Here is a 24,053-nt window from a genome sequence, read left to right as displayed (position 1 = left end):
AAGTCTTCCAGATTTCCGGCACGGGTGTTGGCAGTGGTGCCGGGGATGCTTAACGCACCGGGACGGTTCGGGGCACGATGCCGGCTTCCCGCAGGGCCAGATACACCCGGTCCCGGGCAAACGGGGGGCGGATGAACCGCAGGCCCGTGGCATCACGCAGCGCGCTGGCCAGTGCCGGAACCACCGGGTTAAACGGGCTTTCACTCATCGATTTGGCCCCCAGCGGTCCCAGCGAATCACTCGTGGCGGCAAACAGGACTTCCGTGCGCGGCACATCGGCCAAGGCCGGCACGTGGTACTGGCGCAGGACCCGGGTCAGGACCTCGCCGGATTCGTCCACCCGGACTTCCTCGAACAGGGCAGCGCCGATCGCCTGCGCAACCCCGCCTTCAATCTGTCCCCGGCACTGCAGCGGGTTGACCACCACGCCGGCGTCGGCAGCCTGCACGCTCTGCAGAATCCGGATCTCTCCGGTGGACGGGTCCACCCCCACGCGGAAGCCCTGCACATTGAAGGCCACAGAGCGCGGTGTGCCTCCCCAGCGGCCTTCGGCCACCAGTTCGACGCCGGCCTCCCGGGCCCGCAGATACACCTCCGCCAGCGGCACGCGCTCGTTCCCGCACGCCACGGCGTCCGCCTCAAGACTGACCTGGGCCGAGGTGTTCCGGAACAGCGATGCCGCGAAACCCTGCAGCCTGGTGGCCAGCTCTGCGGACGCCGCGAGCGTGGCCTTGCCGGCAACCACTGTGCCGGTGGATCCGTAGGCGCCCGTGTCGTGGTCCACCAGATCCGTGTCCGACTGCCGGATCACAATGTTCTGCGGAAGCGTAGACAGTGCAGTACCGGCCAGCTGGGTGTGGACCGTGGTGGTGCCGTTGCCGAATTCAGCAGTGCCGACGTCGAGCCCGTACCGTCCGTCCGGACGCAGCGCAATCCGGGTGTGCGCCACGTGTCCGCGCGGCGGCACGGTGTCGATCATGGCGACGGCGGTGCCCTCGCCCACCAGCCAGCCCGGCCCCAGCTCTCCGCCGGAACGCTGCGGATCCCGCGCCCCGGCTTCGAGTGCGCCGCGCACCAGGTCCACGCACTCATCCAGGCCGTAGCTGCCGTAAAGCACGTCAGCGGCCGCTTCCGGGGCGGTGGAGAGCATGGGATCACCCTCAACCACCAGGTTCCGGCGCTTGAACTCGAGTGGATCCATATCCAGGGCGCGGGCCAGCTCATCCAAGGCGGACTCAACCGCAAAGACCATCTGGCTTAGCCCGTAGCCGCGGAACGCGCCGGAAGGCACGGTGTTGGTGTAGACGGCGCGGGCATCCACTTTCTTGTTTGCGCACCGGTACACCGCCACGGATTCACCGCAGCCGTGGAACATCACCCCCGGCCCGTGGTTGCCATAGGCACCGGTGTTGGTAGTGACGTCTACGGTCAGGGCCGTCAGGATGCCGCCGGCGTCCGCCCCCGCCTTCACCCGTACCCGAAAGGGATGCCGGGTAGTGGTGGCGGTGAACTGTTCCTCCCGGCTCAGCTCAAGCTGCACCGGGCGGCCCAGCCGGAGCGCGGCCAGCACCGCGACGTCCTCCACGAGGACTTCCTGCTTGCCGCCGAACCCGCCGCCCACCCGTCCGGAAACCACCCGGACTTTCTCCAGCGGCAGGTCGAAGACCCGGCAGAGAGTGCGACGGACCAGGAACGGGACCTGGGTGGACGTCCGGATGACCAGTCTTCCGGTCCCATCGAATGATGCGACGGCGGCATGGGTTTCCAGCGCCACATGCTGCAGCCGCTGGCTGTAATAGGTGCCTTCATGAACCGCTGCCGCGGCAGCGAACCCCGCGTCCGGGTTGCCCAGTTCCGAGTGCAGCTCAGCCACGACGTTGCTGGGTGCAGGGGTTCCGACGCCGGGCTCCGCCGCCGCTGCGGCGTGCAGCAGCGGCGCTCCCGGAGCCAGCGCATCGTCCGGTTCAAATACCGCGGGCAGGATTTCGTAATCGATCCGCAGCTCCCGGACCCCGGCCTGGGCGGCCGCCACCGACGAAGCGGCCACTACAGCCACGCGCTGGCCCTTAAACCGCACGACGTCGTCCAGCACCCTGGTGTCCGCCGGGTCGTCCGTGTGCAGTTCGTGCTGGGCAGATGAGTACCGGAGGGCGGGGGCGTCCTCATGGGTGAACACCGCCTCGACGCCGGGAACGGCCAGCGCGGCGGTGGCGTCGATAGACATGATCCGGGCGTGGGCGTGCGGAGACCTCGCCAGCGCCAGATGCAGCAGGTCCGGATGGGCCCCGGGCGGCAGGTCCAGTGTGTAGCGGGCCATGCCGGTGACAATCTCCGGTCCTGCCGGGGCCGGAACGCTCTTGCCCACTCCGGCGGCGTCCTGGTCCACGAGCTGGAGGCCGGTGACGGCGTCCTCGACAGCACGGTAGCCGGTGCAGCGGCAGAGATTCCCCTTCAGCGCCTGGGGCAGGTCGGCCCTTTCCTCAGCGTCCAAAGCGGCAGCGGTCATGATCATGCCCGCCGTGCAGTAACCGCACTGGAACCCCTGGGCATCCAGGAACTGCTGCTGCACAGGATGCAGCGTGCCGCCGTCGGCCAGTCCCTCAATGGTGGTCACTTCCCGGCCGGCGGCACGGCGGGCGGGGAAGATGCAGCTGTGCACGGGGATGCCGTCAACGTGGACGGTGCAGGCTCCGCAGTCCCCGGCATCGCATCCCTTCTTCACACCGGTGTTGCCCAGTTCCCGCAGGAACGTGCGCAGGCACTGGCCTGGTGCCGGTTCGGCGTGGATTAGCTGGCCGTTGACGGTGTAGCTCATGGGGTCCCTTCACCGGGATCACCGGCCAGCTCGAACCGGATTTCCTCGCTGAGCTGTTCGGTCATAAAGCGGCGCCACTCCGGCAGTCCGTGCACGTCTTCGTGGTACAGGGAAGACGGGATAGCCGCGTCCAGGGCCGCGCGAAGCTCGGGTGCGGACGGAACCCGGTCAAAGCGCAGCTGGACCGGGCGGACGGTGGCGGCCGTGACGGTGAGGACGAACAATCCGCTCGGGTCCGTCCGGCCGATGAGCAGCACCGCCGAACGTCCGAGGCTGGTTAGCGACTGGCGGCGCAGGGAGGAGCGCGAACTCAGCGCGCTCGCCGGGAGGGTGATGCTGCGCAGGAGTTCGCCAGGCGCGAGGGATGTCTCTGAATCACCGGTCACCAGCTCGGTGACCGGCAATGTGCGGCGGGTTCCATCGGGGGAGAACAGGAGCGCCTGTCCGTCCAGCGCGGCGGTGAGCGCCGTCATGGGTCCGGCGGGGAGCGCGGTGCACAGATTGCCGCCCACGGTGGAGACGTTCCAGACCTTGCGGCTGGCAACAAACGCGTTGCAGCAGGGCTGGATCAGGTCGAGGGCGGGCCAGTCTGCGGCGGCCGTGGGCGGGGCTGAAGCGAAACCGTAAAGCTGGGCGATGGTGCAGGTCGCGGCGATTTCCAGGCCGTCCTTCCGGGCGGCCAGGGGTTCCCAGCCTGCGCTGCTTAGGTCCAGCAGCCTGCGCAGGGTTGAACTGCCGTTGGAAAACAGCACAGTGCCGCCGGCCAGCCACGCGTCGCCGGGCCGGTAATCAGCCGGGTCGGCAGTGGGGACCAGATCCTCCACCGTGTTCAGGTCCAAATCCCTTGCTCCTCACGTCGCCGGGATGGCAGTCCGGTCCGGCGGACTGCCGGATGCCGGGGTTTCCACAAATAAACCGCTTCCGGGAACTGACCATTTGTTATTTCCGGAAATTTGGTTTTATTCAATGTGTCCTGCTGATTGTCCGGATCAGCCCGAATTTCAACGGAGCCTACCACCCGCGCCCGCAGTGCACAGGAGGTTCCCGTAAAGCGGCTTCAAACCGGGCCGCCGGCTTGCGCCGCTTGTCGAAACCGGATGGCGGCGGTGCCACAGCAGAGGTGCCTTCAGGGTTCGGCACCCTTGACACCGGCCCGGCAGGAACTAAAGAATGAGCCAACTGAAATCGCGGTAAGTAATAACTTCTCCGGAAACATCGAATCAAGTCGGCCTGCATAAAACCGATGGTCAAGGGTGTTCAGCGCCGGTGAAGGCTGCCGAGTGAAAGCTGGCACCTATGAATTCATCCCGTTCGCAGAATTTCCTGGCTGACTTCAACGCAGCACCGTTTGACCGTGCCGAGGAAATGCTTCGGCCCTGCGCTGACGTTCCGCGCTGGACGTCGGAGATCTCCTTCGCCCGGCCCTTCGGCACCGGCGCCGAACTGCTCTCATTCGCTGAACTCGCTGCTCCGGACTGGACCGCAGGGGAGATAGACGCCGCACTGGCCCACCACCCCCGCATCGGCGAACGTGCCTCAGGCACCGGGCACGAGGCGTCGATGTCCCGGAACGAACAGTCCGGGATTGCCCTTTCCGGTGGCATCAGGGAGCAGCTCGTAGAAGGAAACCGCCGCTACGAAGAGCGGTTTGGCAGGGTTTTTCTGATCCGTGCCGCGGGCCGCAGTGCCGAGGAAATCCTGGCCGTCCTGAACCGGCGGCTGGAGAACACCGCCGAAGACGAGCTCGCAGCCACGGCCGCCGCCCTGCGTGAAATTGCGATTCTCCGACTGGAAGGACTCCTGGACCGATGACAAGCCGCGTTACCACCCACGTGCTGGACACCTCCACCGGCCAACCCGCGCCCGGAATTCCGGTGTCGCTGCAGGTTCTCGGCGAAATGGACTGGCGGGAACTTGCCGCAGGCGCCACGGACGGTGACGGCCGCATATCTGATCTGGGTCCGGACACCCTGGCCGCCGGGAACTACCGGCTGGAATTCAGCACCGAAGCGCACTTCGCCGCCGCGGGCACGCCGTCGTTCTTCCCTTCGGTGACCGTGGCGTTCAGAATCTCGGGGGAGGGCCACTACCACGTGCCGCTGCTGATCAGCCCGTTCGCCTACTCCACCTATAGGGGAAGCTGACCCATGGACACCCACGAACACGTAGCCGGTGCCGGCGGCACGTCCCGGATCATTCTTGGGCCCAACCAGTACGGGAAGGCCGAGGTTCGGCTGGTTAAGGTCACCCGGGACACCGCCCGGCATCACCTGGAGGATCTCAGTATCACCTCCCAGCTGCACGGAGATTTTGCGGCGGCGCACACCGAAGGGAACAACGCCCACGTAGTGGCGACGGATACGCAGAAGAACACCATTTATGCTTTTGCCCGGGACGGTGTGGGATCCCCGGAGGCTTTCCTGCTGCGCCTGGCTGAACATTTCACCTCCAGTTTCGACTGGGTCACCGGTGGACGCTGGGCTGCGGAGCAGTACTTCTGGAACCGGATCAACGGCCACGACCATGCCTTCAGCAAGGACAAGTCGGAGGTCCGCACCGCCGTCCTGCTGGTGGACGGAGGCCGGCAGCACCTGGTGGCCGGGATCAGCGGCCTGACCGTGCTGAAGACCACCGGGTCGGAGTTCCATGGCTTCCCGCGGGACCGCTACACCACCCTTGCCGAAACTACGGATCGGATCCTCGCAACGGACGTCACCGCCAAATGGCGTTACGCCGGGACCGGCGTCCCGGATTTCAATGCTGTTTATGCCTCCGTGCGGGCGGAACTGCTGGATGCCTTCGCCAACACCCATTCCCTGGCGCTGCAGCAGAGTATGTTCCAGATGGGGCGTGCCGTGCTCGAAGCCCATCCGGAGATTGCCGAAGTACGTCTCTCACTGCCCAACAACCACCACTTCCCGGTGGACCTGGAACCGTTTGGCCTGGACAACCCCGGCGAGGTGTTCTTCGCCGCAGACCGCCCCTACGGGTTGATTGAAGCCGCGGTGCTGCGTGAGGACTCCGCTGCTGCTGATCCGGTCTGGAACACCATCGCCGGGTTCTGTTAAGAAACAGGCGGGCGCAGGCAGTAACGGTGGTCACACCCGGGCTGTCCGCATTGGGGTATCGCGGGGCCGGAAAGTAGGCTCGGACGTATGGCTCCATTCCGAAACAGCCGCGCTGCGGCGCTGCCCGCGAAACTGTCCCGTTCCTGGCTGCTGGCTTCGGCTGCGGATGAAGCGAATTTTGCTCCCGCACTTGCCTCGGAAGCGGACTCGGTCGTGTTCGACATGGAGGATGCTGTTCCCGCCGACGGCAAGGCTGAAGCGCGTGAGCGCGTGGTCGAGGCACTTTCCACCGGCATGACTGCCTGGGTGCGCGTCAACGGTATCGAGACCGACTACTGGGCTGATGACCTGGCCGCACTCTCGAAGGCTCCCGGCCTGCGCGGCGTCATGCTGGCCATGACCGAAAAGCCCGAACAGGTCACGCACACCGCCATGCGGCTCCAGGCGGGCACCCCGGTGCTCGCCCTGGTCGAGTCAGCCCTCGGCATCGAAAACGCGACGGCGATTGCCAGTGCTCCGGGCACGTTCCGGCTGGCGTTCGGCGTTGGAGACTTCCGCCGCGACACCGGTGCCTCGGATGACCCGATGGCGCTGGCCTACGCCCGCTCCAAGCTGGTGGTTGCCTCCCGTGTGGGGCAGTTGCCCGGCCCGATCGACGGCCCGACGCCCGGCACCCTGGGTGAGAAGCTGCTTGATGCCTGCAAGGTGACCGCGTCGATGGGCATGACCGGCAAGCTCTGCCTGATGCCCGAAGCTGCTGACACGATCAACAAGGGCCTGTCCCCGAGTGAATCGGAAATCGTCTGGGCCCACGAGCTGCTCGAGGCGCACGCTGCCGGCGCCGTGGTGGGCGACGGTTCCTACCTGCCCCGCCTGGCCCGTGCACAGAAGATTTCCTCCCTCGCCGACTCCTACGGACTCTGGAACGCCTAGGCGTCTCAGCTTCTTCGGGGGCTGCGGATTATTGCTGGGCTGGAGCTCCGGACCATCGAGGGGCTGGTTCGGTGCGGCTGCAGTGCTGTGCCTCGAGTTCATGGACGATGCGCATCCTTTGTCGCAATAACGTCGTTTTGGCAGCGGTTCGGACATCCTTTGCTGCAATAACGTCGTTTTGCCGTCCCGAAAGCAGCGTTATCGCGACAAAGGATGATGGGGGAGGGCCCTAAAGAGCTTTATCGCAGCAAAGGATGCAGCCACCCGAAGCCCCACCGGCGAGAAGCCGGACGGTAGCGGACGCTCCGAACGGCGTCGGCCTCCGTTGCTGCGGCGTCAGCGGGCCGCTTGAGGCAGCAGCACTCCGGTCCAACCCACCACGAGCCCGAACAGGCCGCAGAACTAGCCCTCCACACCCGCGAGAAGCTGGAGGATGCTCGCGGTCAGGGCATGGGCAGCGTCCTCGTTGTACTCCGGCGAGCTGATGTCCGCGAAGAAGTGCGAGTTCCCGGGATAAAGGATGAGCTCCGCCGACTGCGCTGATTCCACCAGGTTCATGGCGGCGTCGAGGTCGCCCTCCTCGACGAACAGCGGATCCTGTTCCATGGCGTGGACCTGCAGGGGAACACCTGCGGGCCAGGAGCCGGAATACGTGCCGGGCGGAACGCAGGCGCTGACCAGCACAGCGCCGCGGGCGCCGGGACGGGTCTGAGCCAGGCGCTGGGCGGGCATCACACCGAGTGAAAACCCGACGTAGACAACGTCCTGCGGCAGACGCTCGGCCATTTTGACGCCCAGGGCCTCGATGACATCGAACCCAACCTCCGCCGCGTAGGCCACCCCGGCTTCCAGGCTGGAGAACGTTCGTCCGTCATAGAGATCCGGTGCGGTGACCGTATGGCCGGCATCGCGCAGCAGGTCAGCCAAAGCGTCCATGCCTGGTGTCATGCCGAGTGCGTGGTGGAAAAGCAGGACGTTGGCCATTGTGTCTCCCTATCGTTCGATCAGGATTCCGTCCTCGTCGGCGTAGAGCACGGCGCCGGGGCGGAAGACCACACCACCGAACTCCACCGGTACATCCACGTCGCCTATCGAATCCTTGGCACTCTTGCGCGGATTGGATCCCAGTGCCTTCACGCCCAGCGGAAGCTTGGCGACGGCGGCACGGTCACGGATCGGTCCGTTGATGACGACGCCGGCCCAGCCGTTGGTGACTGCGGCCTCCGCGATCATGTCCCCCATCAGGGCGGTGTTCATCGACCCGCCGCCGTCGACTACCAGGACGGCGCCGTCGCCCGGCGAGTTCAACGTGGACTTCACCAGTCCGTTGTCCTCGTGGCAGCGGATGGTGCGCACCGGTCCGGTGAAGCGGGTGTGCCCGCCCAGGTCCTGGAACTGCAGGGAGACTGAAGCCAGGGCTTCGCCGTGTTCGTCGTAGAGGTCGGCTGTGCTCATTTCCATGGCACCTACTGTGCCACAGGACACATTTCGTACGCGGCAGCGGCGTACCGCGCCGCCGGTGAGTGTGGTCAGGCGTGCTTGGCCGCGGCCTGGGCCTTGAGCAGGTCCACGACTTCCAGCAGTTCCTCCACGGAACCGGAGGTGGGGGAGTTCTCCTCCTGCGGCCAGCCGCCGGGCAGGCCCTCGTTGTAGTAGAGCCCGTCGCCCAGCAGCATGATGCTGCGGGCAATGGCACGGTCCCCGACTTCGTCGAGAACCAGGCAGAACCAGTCGCGGTGGATCTGCTGGAGCAGTTCGGAGGCAGCGGCGTCGTTGGCCTGCGCCAGGCGGACAGCGGCAATCAGGGCGCGGTCCAGTCCGCTGTCCACATAGACGGAGGTGCGGACCAGGAAGCGCGCGGGCCCCTCGGCGTCGGTGCGCATGCGCTCGAGGTCGGCCGCGGCGAGCACCCGCAGCCGGTCCAGGAGTCCGGCGGCCAGGGCTTCCTTGTTTTTGAAGTGGTAGAGCAGTCCGCCTTTGGAGACGCCGGCGAGTGCGGTCACGGCGTCGAGCGTTGCCCCGCGGGGACCTTCATTGATCAGCAGTTCCTCATAGGCGGAGAGGACGCGCTCCCGGGCGGGTGTCTGTTCAGGCATGGCTTTACGCTACGCCATCCCGTGCTGTACAGTCTAGACGGTACAGTAACGTGCGGGTGGGACCCGGCGGTTGCTGGCATGTCTTTTTAACCCAACAGTTTGCGGCAGGCCGAGCCCTGCCAAGTCCAAGGAGGAATTGTGCCTGCGGTACAGGAACGGCCCGTGCTTCAGCGGGCCGGAAAGCGTGAATGGCTGGGACTGGCGGTGCTGATGCTCGCTGTCCTGCTGGTAGCGGTAGACAACACCGTGCTCAGCTTTGCCGTCCCGTCCCTGTCCCGTGCCCTGGCGCCGACCGGGACAGAGCTGCTCTGGATCATTGACATCTATGCGCTGATCCTGGCAGGCCTGCTGGTCCCGATGGGCAGCCTGGGGGACAGGCTTGGACGTCGAAAGCTGCTGATGATCGGAACCGCCGGTTTTGGCCTGGTCTCCGTCGCTGCGGCCTTCGCACCCACTGCCGGCGCCCTGATCGGGGCCCGCGCCCTGCTCGGATTCTTCGGTGCCATGCTGATGCCCGCCACGCTCTCTATCATCCGGAACATGTTCGTGGTGCCCGGCCAGCGCCGGATCGCGATCGCCGTCTGGGCTGCCGGGTTCTCCGGCGGCGCTGCGCTCGGTCCGATCGTGGGCGGAACCCTGCTTGAGCACTTCTGGTGGGGCTCGGTCTTCCTGCTGGCGGTGCCGGTGCTGATCCCGCTGCTGGTCTTCGGACCCCGGCTGCTGCCCGAATCCCGTGACCCCAAGCCGGGCAAGGTGGACCCGATCAGCATCCTGCTGGTCATGGCCACCATGTTCCCGCTGGTCTACGGCATCAAGTCCATCTCCACCCACGGACTCGACGCGTACGCCCTGGTTCCCATGGCCGCCGGACTGCTCTTCGGCTTCGCCTTCGTGCGCCGCCAGCTCAGCCGCCCGGAACCCATGCTGGACGTGCGGCTCTTCCGGAACCCGGTCTTCACCGGTTCCATCTCCGCCAACCTGCTCAGCGTCTTTGCGCAGGTGGGTTTTATCCTCTTCCTTTCGCAGCACCTGCAGCTGGTCCTGGGGCAGACGCCCCGGGAGGCCGGCCTGATGATGCTCCCGGGCCTGATGCTCACCGTGGTGGCCGGCCTCGCCGTTGTCCGCGTAGTACGCCGGGTCCGTCCGGCCTATGCCGTGGCTGCCGGACTGGTGTTCAGCGCCGTCGGCTACACCGTGGTGCTGCTGACCGGCCATGATGACAGCCCGCTGGGACTCGTGATCGCGTTTATGATCCTGGGCATCGGCGTCGGCTCCGCGGAGACCATCTCCAACGACCTGATCCTGGGATCCGTCCCGCCGGCCAAGGCGGGTGCCGCATCGGCTATCTCCGAAACCGCCTACGAAGTCGGAGCTGTGCTGGGCACCGCGGTGCTGGGCAGCATCCTGACCGCCGGCTACCGCAACGGCATCGTGCTGCCTGACGGCATGGACGCGGCCGCTGCATCCGCCGCTTCAGAAACACTCGGCGGTGCGGTGCAGGCGGCCGAGACTCTGCCCGGCCCCCAGGCTGCTGAACTGCTCTCCTCGGCCCAGTCCGCGTTCGATTCCGGTGTGGTGGCGACGTCGCTGATCGGCATCGTGCTGATGGTGGCTGCCGCGGTTGGAGCGGTCTTTATGCTGCGCACGGTCGCTGCGGACAAGGATGCCGCCGCTGAACCGGACGCCGTGTCCGACGGCGGTGCTCCCGCTGCAGCGCCTGACGCTGCACTTGCCGCTACGGGCGGAGTTGCCGCGGACGAAGAGTCCGCCGCCGAACACGCCGAACGGCAGGAAGCCTGCTCGGTGCGGCGCTAGCCGTGCCGCTACTCCGTCTCCGGCGGGTGGACAATCAGCACGGGGCAGTGGGCATGGGCTGCAGCCGCAGAACTGACTGAGCCAAGCAGCAGTCCCGCAAACCCGCCCCTGCCCCTGCTGCCGACCACCAGCATTTCCGCATCCTTGCTGGCTTCCACGAGCACCTGCACCGGCTGCCCGGACACGGCAATCTTCGTAAGGCCTTCGGGGACATCGTCGCCGAAGGCCTGCAGTACGGCCTCGTTCAGGGCTTCCTCGGCATCCACCCGCGGCGACCACTCAGCAGATGCAACCGGGGCGGCCAGAGAGATGGGGTGGGTCCAGACTGTCATGGCCTCGACCCGGCAGTGCAGCAGGTCAGCCAGCCTGCGGGCGGTTCGCAGTGCCACCAGTGAGAGCTCCGACCCATCCACTCCGACGACAATTAGCTTGCGGTTGTCCTTCGCCATGGTCCTCGTCCTGTCTGTCCGCCGCTGATGGATCCTCTGCGAAAAGTCTGCCGCCCGCGCCGGTCTTTTCCTAGAGGCGGGCATTGTTCGTGCTGTCAGCAGATGCCTGCCCGCCGGCCGAACACTTCGCCACCCTGTCTGGACAATTGAGCCGGGTTTAGCAGGGGGTTGGGTCTCCGAAGGGCAGAGAGGTGCCGGCGATGAGCCAATTTGTGCCGTCCCAGTGCATGGAGTACCGGATCTTCCAGTTCGAACATGTTTGGTCGGTTTCCCGGTAGGCATCCGCGGCATTCTGGATGGTCTGAAGGTTCACGTCGGCGTTCAGATCGTCGGCTGATGGGGTGCCAGTGACATCAGCGAGCTCGGCTTTTGTCCAGTAGGAGGAGCCGAGGTCCTCACTCCATGAGCCGGCGTCCCCGAAAGTGGCTTGGAGCTCGGGGGCGAGGAGATTGAATGCTGAGGTGTACGCGCCTCGATTGATGCCCTGACCGTGAAGGAGCAGGCTTTGGCCTATGCTGCTGGCCTGGTCATGGTCTGCCGAGACGGTGAAGGGGAAGAAACCTGAACCTGGTGCCGGTGCAGTTCCGCAATCCCTAAAGGCCACGGGCGCCGACCTTGATTTCCACTCGTTGACGGCCGAGGCAACACGGGGTGCCGTTACCGCGTATGCGATACCTTCGGCTCTGTTGTTGTAGTCATCGAAGTCGATGGTGACAACAATGCCCGCTACTTGGCCGTCCTGGGTGATGAGTGGTCCTCCGCTGTTGCCATAGTTGATAGCAGCGTCGGTTTGGATCAGGTTTCGCAGAACCCGGTCCCCTCTATCCTGTTCGGCGTCGAGGGCGCCGACTGTTCCTTTGGTGAAGGTGAACGGGCGGCCCAGCGGAAAGCCCAGTGCTGCTACGTCGGCGGCGACCGGAGGTTCGCTGGTTCTGAGCTGAAACTGATGGCCTTGGATTGGACGGTCGGTTCTGACAAGAGCGATGTCTGCTTCTTCGTTGGCGCCCACAACTGTGGCGTCCACCGATGTACTGCCGAAAGCTACGCTGATCGCGGCAGCGCCGCGGACAACATGCGCTGCAGTGACCACCAGGTTCGGTTCGATAAGGAACCCGCTTCCTGTGGATCCGGCCTCGCACCTGGTGACGGAGAGCTGGCCCACCCCGGACTGAGTATCAGCCACGACATCAGGCCATGCTCTCGTCGACGAAGCGGTACTTGTACTCGTCGCGGTGGAAGTGGTCAGTGCGCTTTCGGTAGGCGAGGAGGTTGGAACGCTGCTTGTCGGCGGGGAAGGCTGCGGGGACGTGCCGGATCCGTTAGTGCAGCCCGTAGCCCACAGACACAGGCTTAGGGACGTGACAACCGCGCAACGGATGAAGGGGTTTGGTTTGGTGCACATCAACTACCTCCCGAGGCTGAGAAGAGCAGCTGTCCGAGCGACCCTCCGTTGTGCCCGCTCCCGCAATTGCCCACGAAAAATATGAGTCGGTTAAGCCACCATCCGTTAGATCATCTATGGAAACGGGAGACCTTCCCATGGTTCAAACCACCGGCCGTTTACTCGACTCGTGTCCCAGCACGCACATCGCAACCCCGAAGAATCCTGTCCATCCCGAGAAACGTTGGGACAGCTGAAGGTCCTATTGACAGCTGAGTTGATGGTTTCTTAGTGGCTGAGGCCGCTCGATGGGTATGAGCCGTCCGAGCGGGTGCTGGCGGCGTTTGCGGCCCTGCTCCTCAACCGCATGGGCATTCCGCGTAGACTGTGGAGACCATGCGACACATGAACAAGTTCCGCACGCCCATTGTCTGGCTCCTGATCATCGGACTGGTCGGCAGCATCAGCGTCGGCTTCCTCGGCCTCTTCTTCTAGCGCCCTTTTCTTCTGCCCGCCCCGCAGGCCGGGTTTGCTCGCCGTGCCCATTCCGCAATAGGATACTAAGCATGCTTACCTAATGTGAGCGGCCGCGAGTTGCGGCTCCATATCCATGAACAATGGGAAGTGGGGAAACTTAATGGCCAACGAAAATACTTCGGACCAGTACACATTCCAGGATCCGGTCACCCGGTATCCCTCAGTCAGCCCGCCCAAGCAGGATCAGCCCGAGCCCGGCCTCGACGCCGACCTCGAGCCCAAGACAGACCGCGGCGAGGACTCCTACCGGGGAATCGGACGGCTTGAAGGACGCAAGGCACTGATCACCGGCGCAGACTCCGGAATCGGTGCGGCGGTGGCCATTGCCTTCGCCCGGGAAGGCGCCGACGTCGCGCTCTCCTACCTGCCGGAGGAAGAGGAAGACGCCGCAAGGGTCATGGAGCTGATCAAGGATGCCGGCCGCACCGCCGTCGGGCTTCCCGGTGACCTCAAGGACCGCGACTACTGCATCCAGCTGGTGCAGGACGCCGTTGACGGCCTGGGCGGCCTGGACATTCTGGTCAACAACGCCGGCAAGCAGGTTGCGGTGGAGAACCTTGAAGATCTCAGCGACGAACAGCTCGATGACACCTTCAAGACCAACATCTACTCTTTCTTCCGGGTGACCAAGGCCGCGCTGCCGCATCTTCCGGCTGGCTCGAGCATCATCAACTCGACCTCGATCCAGGCCTACAGCCCGTCCCCGCACCTGTTGGACTACGCCAGCACCAAAGCGGCGATCAACAACTTCACCAAGGGCCTGGCCCAGCAGCTGGCGCCTAAGGGCATCCGCGTGAACGCTGTGGCTCCCGGTCCGTTCTGGACGCCGCTGCAGGTTTCCGACGGCCAGCCCAAGGACGCCCTGCCGGAGTTCGGCAAGGACACCCCGCTGGGCCGCGCCGGCCAGCCCACGGAGCTTGCCCCGGCCTACGTGTTCCTGGCGTCCCCGGAATCCAGCTACGTGGTAGGCGAAACGCTCAACGTCAACGGCGGCATGCCCAGCCCCTAAGTTCTACCCGCAAAATAGCCGGCCCCGCACAGCGCGGGGCCGGCTATTTTGCTGTCCGGGCTAGGCCGTTGCCGGCGTGAACTTGGCGCGGTCCACCCGGCGGTGGAAACGCATGCCGGCCAGTCCGCCAAGGATGGCGCCGATCAGGCTGACGACCACGGTGGCCAGGAGGGCCAGCCAGGATCCGGCGCTGACGTCACCAAGATCCTGCGGAAGCGGTGCCACGGAGTTGAGCTGGGTGAGGCTGCGGATGTCGTCGTTGAAGATCAGGCCAAGGATAATAACGACGGCGGCGGCCACCAGTGCCCATAGCCAGACGGCAACTCCCTGCTTGGCGCCGTTGAAGCGGGCCATGCGGCCGGCAACGTAGCCGCCGGCGTAGTAGGCGAGCAGCAGCACGATCAGCGTGATGATCGCGCCGATCAGTCCGGAGGACTGGTTGGCGGCGGCCTGGTCCAGGGCAGCACCCAGGTCCGTGTCCGTGGAGACACCAACGGCGGCACCGATGGCGGCAGCCAGGGCCGAAAGCAGTACGACCATGCCGGTGGCGGTCAGCCAGCCGAAGAACGCGGCTCCAAACTTGATGCCGCCAAAACGCTCTCGTTCAGCTGCCAGAAGCGCTTCCCGGTTGGGCATAACGGGTTCGTCCGCGGTCCGGCGGTTGGTGCCGGCGTCTCCGACCGGCTCAGCTCCGGACGTGACGCTCCCGTCCCGGTGCGCAGCCCGGCGGGCCGTTCCGGCCGGAACATCGTCACTCCGGTAGGCGGCGTCGTCCGGGTCCCGGGTGCCGGTGATCCGGCTATCTGAATCCCGGGTGTTGAGCACCTCGGTTTCATTCGTGCCGGAGGTTCCCGTTTCGGCCGGGGCGCCCGTGCGGCCTGTACGCTCTGCCTCGGGCTGTGTTTCCAGCCTGCGGGTGACGTCCGGCTCGTTCGAGGAGCCATGGGTTCCGGGGGTGCTGCTCGAAACGCCGGGAGCGCCCGTGTCCGCGTCCTCGCGGGGAGGGGTCCCGTCTGCCTGCCTGCGGCGGGGATCGCCCGCGGCGGTGCTGCCTGAATCCGTACTCATCTGCTTCTCCTCTTGCCGTTGGGGGTGCCGGACTGAAGGTGATGACTTCATAAGTAACCTTACTGTAGCGCCGCGCCTTGAATCTGTGTGAGCGCCCCGCGTGGAAGACTTGGCTGCATGGATACGGACCTGATCATCACCCTCGTGGCCGGCCTGCTGATCGCAGTGGGTGTGGCCGGCATCGTGGTGCCGGTGCTGCCTGGCAGCATCCTCATCCTGCTGGCGTTCCTGGGCTGGGCTATTGGGGTGGGCAGCGGTGCCGGCTGGTGGTCCTTCGCTTTCGGAGCGCTGTTCGCGCTGACCGGGCTTTCTGCCAGCGCCGTCCTGACCGGCAGGAAGCTCAAACAGCGGCAAATCCCCAACCGCTCCGTCCTCATTGGCCTGGCGGCTGGCATCGCCGGCATGTTTTTCATTCCGGTTGTTGGGCTGATCGTCGGCTTCGCCGGAGGGCTCCTGATCAGCGAGTACGTGCGCCAGCGCAGTCTGCCGGCTGCGGCGTCGTCCTCCTGGGCGGCGCTAAAGGCCACCGGACTGGGCATGCTGGTGGAACTCGGTCTGGCGCTCGCGGCCGGCACTGCGTGGATCATTGGCGTCTGGATTCACTTCGCCACGCGCTAGCGAGCGAGCCCAATTCCGGTTTGGCCGGTAGGTGCGGCCCAGGCCCGGCGGCCCGCAAGAATGCCCACTCGACCTGCGGACAGAAGCTGTCCCCAATTCGGGGAATACTCGAGAGATGCCGCTCCGGCCAGCCTCCCCACCGCAAGGACATCACCAATGACTGAACGAGCCGCCCCGCCCGAACTGGTGGTTGCCGACGCCGCTGCCTGGCAGGACTGGCTCGAGGAGAATGATGCAGTGAGCGACGGCGTGTGGCTGATCCTGGCGAAAAAGGGAACCCGGATTCCTACGTCGCTCACGTATGCCGAAGCGCTGGAGGAGGCGCTGTGCAGCGGCTGGATCGATGGCCGGAGGAACGCCGTAGACTCCGTAACTTTCCGGCAGCACTTCACACCCAGACGGGCGCGGTCGCTGTGGTCGAAGCGGAACGTGGAACTGGTCGCCGGACTGATCGAGGCAGGCCGCATGCGGGTGCGGGGGCAAATCGAGATTGACCGGGCCAAAACGGACGGCCGATGGGTCCGGGCCTACGGCGGGTCGGCCGCACTTGAGGTTCCAGCTGACCTCGAAGCTGCACTGGCGGCGGCTCCGGACGCGGCTGCGGCTTTCGCGGGGCTGGGCCGCCCAGCACGGTATTCGATCCTCCACCAGGTTGTCACGGCGCCCAACGACGCAGTGCGGGCAGCCCGAATCGCCCGGCAGGTAACCCGGCTGGCCGACGGCGTTTTCTAAGCCGGTTAGCCCGCGGCGGGTGAGACGAACTCGGCCAAGGCCTCCAGCTGCCCCAGCCGTGCTTCGGGCTGCAGGTACATCATGTGTCCGGCTTCGTAGTAGTGATGGGTAAAACGCGCGCGGGCCGCATCGGTCAGGCGCATGTGTGCCCAGACATATTCCGCCGCAAAGTGGGGTGTGGCGCCGTCGTAATAGCCGTAGTCCACATGCACCCGCAGGCTCGGGTTGTGCGCCATCAGCCGCTCAAGGGTCCTTGTGACGTCTATGGGTACGCCCTCAAACTCCTTGTAGCTCCACGGCTGGACCCGGCCGGTGAGGATCTCATAGGGCAGATCGTTCTCATAGCCCAGTTCAGCGCGGACGTAGTGGTTGATCGCCGCCGCGTAAGGGCCGTTGATCGCTGCCAGGCTGGGATCGTCCCAGTTCGTGGACGCCTGGGGGTCTTCAGCGGGGGCGGTGAAGCGCCCGTCGATCCGCCCGACCGCAAGCTCCTGTTCGCGGAGCAGCTCGGCCGAGAACTGCGCATAGTCCCAGCGCAGGTTGGTCCGGCGGATGAACCCGGGGTCCAAAGTGGTGAGCTTCGCCAGGCGCTGCACCGCGGCGTCGTACTCCTCCGGACTCAGGCGCGAACCCTGGCTGAGCGCATAGCCGTAGTCCCTGGCCGCATATTCCTCAGCCTCGCGGACCACGTCCGCCAGCTCCCGGCCCGGGTGCCGCCCGTGGTAGCAGGCAATGGCCGCGTAAGTGGGCAGGTGCAGGGCATAGGGGGTGTCCACGCCGGGGGCGAATGTGAGAGTGCCCAGGTTCAGGACCGTGGAGATCAGGCCGAGCCCGTTGACGGACATCCCGTAGGCGTCAAAGAGGCGGCCGGCGACGGCGACGGCACGCAGGGTCCCGTAGGACTCGCCTACAAGGTACTTCGGGCTTAGCCAGCGGTTGTTGCGGGTGGTCCAGAGCCGGATCACTTCCGCCACCAGGTCCCGGTCCTGCTCGAAGGCGTGGAACTCGTCAGCGGTGTTGCCGTCAACGACCCGCGAAAACCCGGTGTTCACCGGGTCGATCATCACCAGGTCGGCGTGCTCCAGCAGCGTCTGCGGATTATCGACCAGGCCGAAGGGCGGAGGGGTGAGGTTCCCGGCGTCGCCCGAGTCCACGAGGCGCGGGCCGAGCAGACCCAGATGCAGCCACACTGAAGATGAACCCGGGCCGCCGTTGAACGCGAAAACCACCGGGCGCGGGTTCGGGGTATCGGTGTCCGCCCGGTCTGCGGTGTACGCGGTCAGGAAGATCTCCGCCTTGGGCTTGAACCCGCCCGCCTTGCCGTCGGAAGTTTCCTCCCGCCGGAACACCACCCGGCCTGTGGTGGTGGTGTACTCCAGGCCGGAAGGCAGGCGGTGGCTGCGCCGCACCAGGTCATCGGCCACTTCGACAGGCGCGGCGGCAGACGGCGGTTCGGCCGGGTTGACGGGGGTCGTGTCCCCGGCGGGGCTGGTTTCAGCGCTTGGTGAGGGCATTCGTCCAGCCTAGCGGCCAAAATCCGAGCTTGTGTCTCGAATCACACGTCCTCTATAGTGCTCATAGTTCGCTATAAGAAACCAGTGTTCAATTATCGAACAGGGTGCAGGGCGGCAGGGGTGAGATCCATTCAGGGCTCAGCTGCACTCTCGGCGGAGCCCCGCTGTCCACTGGCAGCGCCGGGTTTCCGGGGCTGCCTAAAGTGGCAGACCATTTCACGGGTTGTGCGTCACATTCGGAAAATTGTGTGTTGCGTGTCACAGCTCAGGGTATCTTGGGGCGACAGGTTACCGACCGTTCTTTCAGTAATGTCCCTCCAGTCAAAAAAATAACGGAGTTTCAATGACTACAAAAAGTGCGTCTGCTGCGCCGTCCCAGCGGATGAGCCGGGAGGAACGCAAGGTACTTGCGGGCACCCTGGTTGGTACCACCATCGAGTGGTACGACTTCTTCATCTACGCCCAGGCCGCGGGCTTTGTCCTGGCCACCCTTTACTTCGCTCCGGTTGGTGAAGGCACTGCGCTGGCGCAGATTGTCTCCTTCGCAACCATCGGCATCAGCTTCCTGTTCCGCCCGCTGGGCGCCGTCGTCGCCGGCCACCTGGGCGACAAGCTGGGCCGCAAGCAGATGCTCGTGTTCACCCTGATCATGATGGGTGCTTCCACCGCGCTGATCGGCGTGCTGCCGACCTACGCCCAGATCGGCGTCGCTGCTCCCATCCTGCTGATGGTGCTGCGCATCCTGCAGGGCTTCTCCGCCGGCGGTGAATGGGGCGGTGCCGCACTGCTCTCCGTTGAGCATGCGCCTGTCAACAAGCGCGGATTCTTCGGCGCCTACCCGCAGATCGGCGTGCCGATCGGCATGATCCTGGCGACCTTCGTTATGTTCGTCATTTCCAGCACCCTCAGCGAAGAGGCCTTCCTGGAGTGGGGTTGGCGTGTTCCGTTCCTCTTCTCCGTGGTCCTGATCTTCGTTGGCTACTTCATCCGCCGTTCCGTGGATGAGAGCCCGGTCTTCGAGGAAATCCAGAAGCGCAAGAAGGAATCCTCCGCCCCGCTGGGACAGCTGTTCAAGTACAACTCCCGTGAAGTCATCCTCGCCGCCCTGATCTTCATCGCCAACAACGCCGCCGGTTACCTGGTCATCGCGTTCTTCGCCTCCTACGCAGGCAAGGCACTGGGCATGGAGCGTCCGGCAGTGCTGCTCGCCACCACGGTGGGCTCCTTCGGCTGGCTGATCTTCACCATGTACGGCGGCATCCTTTCGGACAAGATCGGACGTATCCGTACCTTCCAGATCGGCTACGCCTGGGTGTTCCTCTGGGCCATCCCGATGTTCCTCCTGATCGACACCGCCAACATCTTCCTGTTCGGCCTGTCCATCTTCGTGCTGACCATCGGCCTGGGCCTCTCCTACGGTCCGCAGTCCGCGCTGTACGCCGAGATGTTCCCGGCCCGTGTCCGCTACTCCGGCGTTTCCATCGGCTACGCGCTGGGCGCCATCCTCGGCGGCGCGTTCGCTCCGATGATCGCCGAGATGCTGCTGGAAGCGACTGGCTGGTCCGGCTCGATCGGTATCTACATCATGGTCCTGTGCGTGATCTCCTTCGTCGCCGTGACCATGGTCAAGGAAACCAAGGGCGCAGACCTGGGCGTGATGGATTCCCACCGCGCTCCGCAGCCTAAGTAGTTCTTCTCCACTCCCAACGAGATAACAGAAACTGCCCGTATGAAGCGGCGGGTTCTAGCGGTCGTTGCAACACCCAGACTTTTGGGAGTTGCAACGACCGTGTCTGTTTCGCGAGGAAACCAGTCTCACCCAAGCCGGGGCAGGGCGCAGAGAGCAGCGTTTTTCGATGCCTTTGACCGTTTGGGTGGTGATGTGAGTGCTGCTGCCCGGGAACTGGGACTGAACCGGACAACCTGCGCCGTCTGGGTCCGGAAAGCGGGGCTGCGGGGACAGGGGCGGCCTGGTGCACGGGCCCACCCGCGGCAGGAGGAATTCTTCGCGCTCCTGCAGGGCGGAGCATCTCTTAGCGAGGCCGCCTGCCAGATCGGTGTCGAGGCTTCCCTGGCCCGTCGCTGGGTGACACGTTCCCGGGCCGGGGCCCGCTTCCGCTCCAGCAGGGCGGGCACCGGATACAACCATGGGATGGACCCTGACGCCGAGCTGCCATCGATCCCAGGTACCGGCCGCTGCCTGTCCCTGACCGAGCGGGAACTGATCCAGGACCTTCGACGTGCCGGGGAGTCCGTGCGCGGTATCGGCCGGGCAATGGGCAGACCGGCCTCGACGATCAGCCGTGAACTGGCCCGGAACACCGGCGCCGGGTCGCCGTACCTTCCCCATACGGCGCACCGGCTCGCCGCCGGACGCAGGCGCCGCCCGAAACCGGCGAAACTCACCGGGCCGGGCCGGCTGCGCGAGTATGTTCAGGCCGGTCTGGCCCAGAAATGGTCCCCGGGGCAGATATCGAAGAAGCTGGTCACAGTCTTTCCCGATGACCAGGAGATGCGCGTGTGTGCTGAGACGATCTACCAGAGCCTTTACGTCCAGGCCCGCGGCGGCCTCAAAAGCGAAGTGCAGGCGGCGCTGCGCACCGGACGGGCCCGGCGGGTAGGGCACCGGGACCCGGCCCGGCGCCGTCCCCGGTTCATCGATGAGGCCCTGATGATCTCCGAACGCCCGGCAGAGATCGAAGACCGGGCCGTGCCAGGACACTGGGAAGGAGACCTGATCACCGGGGCGCATAACCGCTCCGCGATCGGAACCCTCGTCGAGCGTTCCACCCGGTACGTGATGCTGGTGCACCTGCCCGGCGACCATAGCGCCGAAACCGTCCGCGACGGGCTGGTCCAGGTCATGACTACCCTGCCCGAACACCTCTGCGGGTCCCTGACCTGGGACCAAGGGGTGGAAATGGCAAAGCATCGCTCCTTCAGCATGGCCACCGGCATGCCGGTCTACTTTTGCGACCCGGCGAGCCCCTGGCAGCGCGGCTCGAACGAGAACACCAACGGACTGCTGCGGCAGTACTTCCCCAAGGGCACCGACCTCTCCGTCCACACCCCCGAGGACCTCGAGTTCGTCGCACATGAACTCAACGGTCGGCCACGTAAAACGCTCGGCTGGGACAGCCCAGCCGAGCGCTTACGTGATCTACTACTAAAGACCTAACAACACATGGTGTTGCAACGACCCCTAGAAACCGCCAGCTTCATACGGGCAGTTTCTGTGATCTCGATGAAGGGGGCGGTTACCGGGTGAGGGAGCCGATCTCGTTGCCGCCGCCGTCGTACACCAGCAGTGTGTCCTCGCCGGGGACGGCGCTGGCCGCCGAAGCCAGCCACTGGTCGACGTCGGGGCAGGCCATCATGGTCATGGCTACTTCCTGGAACCGGACCGTCCCGTCCTCGAGCACCCAGCGGCCCATGAGGCGGTTGCAGCCGTCGGTGCCGGTCAGGCGGCCGTCCTCGTGCAGCTCCAGGGACGGTTCGCGGGTGTTTTCCGGGTTGCCCCAGATTCCCACCGCGCTGTCAGCTGCAGGGGACGACGGCGTGTCCCCGGCCGTCCCGGAATCGTCCGGGGAGGCGCCGGGAGTGCCGGGATCCATGGCGCAGGCCGATGCGCTGAGGAGCAGTGCCAGTGCCAGGAAGGTGATCCGGGTTCGCAATGGGGCCTCCTACAGCCAGTTGTTCCTTTTAAACGCTGCATAAAGCAGGATGCCGAGCAGCACCATCAGCGCCAGGGCCATCGGATAGCCAAGCGCCCAGTCCAGCTCCGGCATGTTCTGGAAATTCATACCGTACACCGTCCCCACCAGGGTGGGAGCAAAGAGAATGGCAGCCCAGGAAGAGATCTTCTTGGTCTGCTCGTTCTGCGCTATTGAGGTTTCCGCAAGCCGGTTTGACGCCAGCGTGGAACTGAGCGCCAGGGCGTTGTCCAGCAGCGAACGGTACGCCGTGACGCGGTCGATCAGGCGCAGCACGTGGTCCAGGACGTCGCCCAGCCGGTCCCTGAGTTCGGGCGGAACGGCGTACTTGTCCGGATTGCGCTGCAGTTCGCCGACCACCGTTTCCAGCGGACTGATGGCCCGCTGGCAGCCGATGACTTCCCGGGACAGCTCATAGATGCGGCGGGAGACTTCTGCATCGCCGCCGAAGAGCTGGTCCTCGATCTCATCAATGTCATTTTCAAGGCCGGCGGACACCGGGGCGTACTCATCCACCACCTGGTCCAGGATGGCGTACAGCACCGCCTGCGGACCGAGCGACAGCAGATCCACCTCCTGTTCCAGGCGCTTGCGGACCCGGGCCAGGTCCGGGGATTCTGCGTGCCGGACGGTCACCACAAAGTTGTGTCCCACAAAAAGGTGCAGCTCGCCGATTTCAACGCGCTCGACGTCGTCAAGGTAGCGGGCGGGCCGCAGCACCACAAAGAGCTGGTCGCCGTACTGCTCCAGCTTGGAGCGCTGGTGCCCGGCCAGGGCGTCCTCCACGATCAGCAGGTTCAGCCCAAACTCCTCGGAGACGGCCAGCAGCTCAATGTCGTCCGGGCGGTAGAGCCCGATCCAGGCCATGCCGCCGGATTCCCGGGTGAGGTCGAAAGTCTCCTCAAGGGTTTCCGGGCTGTGCAGGCGTTTGCCGTCCACGTACACGGCGTTGTCCACCAGGGTCACTGCTGCTCCTTCTGCCAAGCCTGCTTACCACATGAGCCTACGTCGATTGCCGGCCCGGAGCGGCCAGCCCGCACTACCTGACGCTGAAGACCTCAGTATTGCGGGGCAGCCACGGTGAACCTGTTTCCGGATGGCGGAACGCCAGCGGCAGGCCGCGTGCCCGCTCCCAGTCCATGGAGTTGCACACCTGCACATGGACGTGCGGCTCCGTGCTGTTGCCCGAATTGCCGCACTCGCCCAGTATTTCCCCGGGGACCACCGCATCCCCCACAGCCACCGCGACGGATCCCCGGCGCAGATGGGCCAGCAGCACATAGACCAGGGCCGCCCCGGACCCGGTTGCCAGCACCACGTGGTTGCCGGCGATTCCCGCCGGGCCCCGCCGGACGCGCTCCCGCTGGGTGAGGGCATACCCGGCCAGTGCAAGCGGCGAGCGGCGCGCCTCGTGGTCCGGTTCGCCGTCGTGCACTGCCGCCACCGAGCCTGCGACCGGTGCCAGCACCGGAACGCCGAATCCGGTGAACCCCTCCGGAGCCTCGGCGCCCAGGACGGCACGCCACGACGGCGGCGCGGAGCGGCCGCGGCCGTCCACCGCCACGAAGTCGATGGCGTAGGTGGTGCCGAGCAGGTGGGTTCCGTGGCTGGGGACCCGGTTCGCCGGACTGTTCTGCACGGTCCATCGGCCCATGAAGGGGAAGTCCAGCAGCACGGGGCCCATGGGCTCAGACTAGGGCGTCAGCAGCACTTTGACTGCGCGGCGCTCGTCCATGGCGCGGTAGCCGTCCGCCGCATCCTCCAGCGGAAGGGTCAAGTCGAAGACCCGTCCCGGGTCAATCGTCCGCTCCCAGATCCGCTGGATCAGGTCCGGCAGGAACCGCCGGACCGGGGCCGGTCCGCCCAGCATGTGAATCTCCGCGAAAAACAGCTCCAGGCCTGGAAGGGCGACGTCGTGAGAGACCCCCACGAATCCCAGGTGCCCGCCGGGCCGGGTGCAGCGGACAGCCTGCATCATTGCTTCCTGTGTGCCGACGGCCTCCACCACGGAGTGTGCCCCAAGGCCACGGGTCAGCTCCTTGACTGCGGCCACACCTGCATCGCCCCGCTCCGCGACAATGTCCGTTGCGCCGAATTCGCGGGCGAGCTGCTGCCGCTCCGGATGCCGGCTCATGGCGATGATCCGCTCGGCGCCGAGCTGTTTGGCGGCAAGCACGGCCAAAACGCCGACGGCGCCGTCGCCCACCACTGCAACGGTCTTTCCCGGACCTGCCTCGGCAGCGACAGCCCCGAACCAGCCGGTGCCCAGCACATCGGAGGCAGCCATCAAAGACGGCAGCAGGTC

The 24,053-nt window shown here is 65.6% G+C and carries 23 protein-coding genes; 10 read left to right on the top strand and 13 right to left on the bottom strand.

What is annotated here, in order from left to right; genetic code table 11:
* Nucleotides 1-49 precede the first annotated feature (49 nt).
* Nucleotides 50-2,815, bottom strand: coding sequence for a molybdopterin-dependent oxidoreductase (locus tag TVC13_RS07010; RefSeq protein ID WP_422400506.1), 2,766 nt, complete (start codon nucleotides 2,813-2,815; stop codon nucleotides 50-52).
* Nucleotides 2,812-3,654, bottom strand: coding sequence for an FAD binding domain-containing protein (locus tag TVC13_RS07005; RefSeq protein WP_422400505.1), 843 nt, complete (start codon nucleotides 3,652-3,654; stop codon nucleotides 2,812-2,814). Before TVC13_RS07005 ends, TVC13_RS07010 begins: the two co-directional genes overlap by 4 nt.
* 457 nt (nucleotides 3,655-4,111) lie before the next feature.
* On the opposite strand from TVC13_RS07005, the gene uraD reads away from it, so the two are divergent.
* The 4 genes from uraD (at nucleotide 4,112) to TVC13_RS06985 (ending at nucleotide 6,816) form a co-directional block, all read left to right on the top strand.
* Entirely contained in the window at nucleotides 4,112-4,627 is a 516-nt protein-coding gene (gene uraD / locus TVC13_RS07000; RefSeq protein ID WP_422400504.1) for a 2-oxo-4-hydroxy-4-carboxy-5-ureidoimidazoline decarboxylase, read from the top strand.
* The gene (gene uraH, locus TVC13_RS06995) at nucleotides 4,624-4,959 is read left to right on the top strand and encodes a hydroxyisourate hydrolase (protein WP_422400503.1); all 336 of its coding nucleotides are present in this window, start codon (nucleotides 4,624-4,626) and stop codon (nucleotides 4,957-4,959) included. The genes uraD and uraH overlap by 4 nt, the downstream gene beginning before the upstream one ends.
* Nucleotides 4,960-4,962: 3 nt before the next feature.
* Nucleotides 4,963-5,883: a factor-independent urate hydroxylase gene (pucL, locus tag TVC13_RS06990; RefSeq protein ID WP_422400502.1), complete on the top strand. Its 921-nt coding sequence runs from the start codon at nucleotides 4,963-4,965 to the stop codon at nucleotides 5,881-5,883.
* Nucleotides 5,884-5,970: 87 nt separating this feature from the next.
* A complete protein-coding gene (locus TVC13_RS06985) occupies nucleotides 5,971-6,816 on the top strand; it encodes an HpcH/HpaI aldolase/citrate lyase family protein (protein ID WP_422400501.1) in 846 nt (281 codons plus the stop codon).
* A 402-nt stretch (nucleotides 6,817-7,218) separates the two neighbouring features.
* Here the strand turns inward: TVC13_RS06985 and TVC13_RS06980 are convergent, their stop codons facing one another.
* The 3 genes from TVC13_RS06980 to TVC13_RS06970 form a co-directional block, all read right to left on the bottom strand.
* Nucleotides 7,219-7,800 carry a dienelactone hydrolase family protein gene (locus tag TVC13_RS06980; protein ID WP_422400500.1) on the bottom strand — a complete coding sequence of 194 codons (582 nt, stop codon included), beginning with the start codon at nucleotides 7,798-7,800 and terminating at the stop codon, nucleotides 7,219-7,221.
* A gap of 9 nt (nucleotides 7,801-7,809) precedes the next feature.
* On the bottom strand, nucleotides 7,810-8,277 hold the full coding sequence (gene rraA / locus TVC13_RS06975; RefSeq protein WP_422400499.1) for a ribonuclease E activity regulator RraA: 468 nt from the start codon (nucleotides 8,275-8,277) through the stop codon (nucleotides 7,810-7,812).
* Between the two features lie 68 nt (nucleotides 8,278-8,345).
* Nucleotides 8,346-8,912, bottom strand: a complete 567-nt coding sequence (locus TVC13_RS06970) for a TetR/AcrR family transcriptional regulator (protein ID WP_422400498.1) — start codon at nucleotides 8,910-8,912, stop codon at nucleotides 8,346-8,348.
* A 138-nt stretch (nucleotides 8,913-9,050) separates the two neighbouring features.
* Between TVC13_RS06970 and TVC13_RS06965 the strand changes: the two genes are divergently transcribed.
* Nucleotides 9,051-10,727: an MFS transporter gene (locus tag TVC13_RS06965; protein WP_422400497.1), complete on the top strand. Its 1,677-nt coding sequence runs from the start codon at nucleotides 9,051-9,053 to the stop codon at nucleotides 10,725-10,727.
* Nucleotides 10,728-10,735: 8 nt separating this feature from the next.
* Here TVC13_RS06965 and TVC13_RS06960 read toward each other — a convergent pair whose 3' ends face one another.
* Both TVC13_RS06960 and TVC13_RS06955 read right to left on the bottom strand, forming a co-directional pair.
* The gene (locus tag TVC13_RS06960; RefSeq protein WP_422400496.1) at nucleotides 10,736-11,176 is read right to left on the bottom strand and encodes a universal stress protein; all 441 of its coding nucleotides are present in this window, start codon (nucleotides 11,174-11,176) and stop codon (nucleotides 10,736-10,738) included.
* Nucleotides 11,177-11,333: 157 nt separating this feature from the next.
* Nucleotides 11,334-12,359 carry a S1C family serine protease gene (locus TVC13_RS06955; RefSeq protein WP_422400495.1) on the bottom strand — a complete coding sequence of 342 codons (1,026 nt, stop codon included), beginning with the start codon at nucleotides 12,357-12,359 and terminating at the stop codon, nucleotides 11,334-11,336.
* 835 nt (nucleotides 12,360-13,194) lie between these two features.
* On the opposite strand from TVC13_RS06955, the gene TVC13_RS06950 reads away from it, so the two are divergent.
* A complete protein-coding gene (locus TVC13_RS06950; protein WP_422400494.1) occupies nucleotides 13,195-14,103 on the top strand; it encodes an SDR family oxidoreductase in 909 nt (302 codons plus the stop codon).
* Between the two features lie 60 nt (nucleotides 14,104-14,163).
* On the opposite strand, the gene TVC13_RS06945 is transcribed toward TVC13_RS06950, so the two are convergent.
* Nucleotides 14,164-15,171 carry a TIGR04086 family membrane protein gene (locus TVC13_RS06945; protein WP_422400493.1) on the bottom strand — a complete coding sequence of 336 codons (1,008 nt, stop codon included), beginning with the start codon at nucleotides 15,169-15,171 and terminating at the stop codon, nucleotides 14,164-14,166.
* A 117-nt stretch (nucleotides 15,172-15,288) separates the two neighbouring features.
* On the opposite strand from TVC13_RS06945, the gene TVC13_RS06940 reads away from it, so the two are divergent.
* Nucleotides 15,289-15,789, top strand: a complete 501-nt coding sequence (locus TVC13_RS06940) for a DUF456 domain-containing protein (protein WP_422400492.1) — start codon at nucleotides 15,289-15,291, stop codon at nucleotides 15,787-15,789.
* A gap of 156 nt (nucleotides 15,790-15,945) precedes the next feature.
* On the top strand, nucleotides 15,946-16,521 hold the full coding sequence (locus tag TVC13_RS06935) for a YdeI/OmpD-associated family protein (protein WP_422400491.1): 576 nt from the start codon (nucleotides 15,946-15,948) through the stop codon (nucleotides 16,519-16,521).
* Between the two features lie 5 nt (nucleotides 16,522-16,526).
* On the opposite strand, the gene TVC13_RS06930 is transcribed toward TVC13_RS06935, so the two are convergent.
* A complete protein-coding gene (locus TVC13_RS06930) occupies nucleotides 16,527-18,035 on the bottom strand; it encodes a S10 family peptidase (protein ID WP_422400490.1) in 1,509 nt (502 codons plus the stop codon).
* A gap of 343 nt (nucleotides 18,036-18,378) precedes the next feature.
* On the opposite strand from TVC13_RS06930, the gene TVC13_RS06925 reads away from it, so the two are divergent.
* The gene (locus tag TVC13_RS06925; RefSeq protein WP_422400489.1) at nucleotides 18,379-19,725 is read left to right on the top strand and encodes an MFS transporter; all 1,347 of its coding nucleotides are present in this window, start codon (nucleotides 18,379-18,381) and stop codon (nucleotides 19,723-19,725) included.
* Nucleotides 19,726-20,049: 324 nt separating this feature from the next.
* Nucleotides 20,050-21,213 carry an IS30 family transposase gene (locus TVC13_RS06920; RefSeq protein WP_422400538.1) on the top strand — a complete coding sequence of 388 codons (1,164 nt, stop codon included), beginning with the start codon at nucleotides 20,050-20,052 and terminating at the stop codon, nucleotides 21,211-21,213.
* Between the two features lie 79 nt (nucleotides 21,214-21,292).
* Here TVC13_RS06920 and TVC13_RS06915 read toward each other — a convergent pair whose 3' ends face one another.
* From TVC13_RS06915 to TVC13_RS06900, 4 genes are all read right to left on the bottom strand, one after another.
* Entirely contained in the window at nucleotides 21,293-21,709 is a 417-nt protein-coding gene (locus tag TVC13_RS06915; RefSeq protein ID WP_422400488.1) for an META domain-containing protein, read from the bottom strand.
* Nucleotides 21,710-21,718: 9 nt separating this feature from the next.
* The gene (corA, locus tag TVC13_RS06910) at nucleotides 21,719-22,714 is read right to left on the bottom strand and encodes a magnesium/cobalt transporter CorA (protein WP_422400537.1); all 996 of its coding nucleotides are present in this window, start codon (nucleotides 22,712-22,714) and stop codon (nucleotides 21,719-21,721) included.
* A gap of 73 nt (nucleotides 22,715-22,787) precedes the next feature.
* Complete coding sequence (locus TVC13_RS06905) at nucleotides 22,788-23,432, bottom strand: peptidoglycan DD-metalloendopeptidase family protein (protein WP_422400487.1); 645 nt, start codon at nucleotides 23,430-23,432, stop codon at nucleotides 22,788-22,790.
* 9 nt (nucleotides 23,433-23,441) lie between these two features.
* Nucleotides 23,442-24,053, bottom strand: a 612-nt coding sequence (locus TVC13_RS06900; protein WP_422400486.1) for a zinc-binding dehydrogenase, incomplete at its 5' end; no start/stop codon positions are given.

It is taken from the genome of Arthrobacter sp. 3Tela_A, from assembly GCF_049311025.1.
GTDB lineage: Bacteria > Actinomycetota > Actinomycetes > Actinomycetales > Micrococcaceae > Arthrobacter_B.
This window is presented reverse-complemented; position numbering and strand designations above follow the sequence as displayed.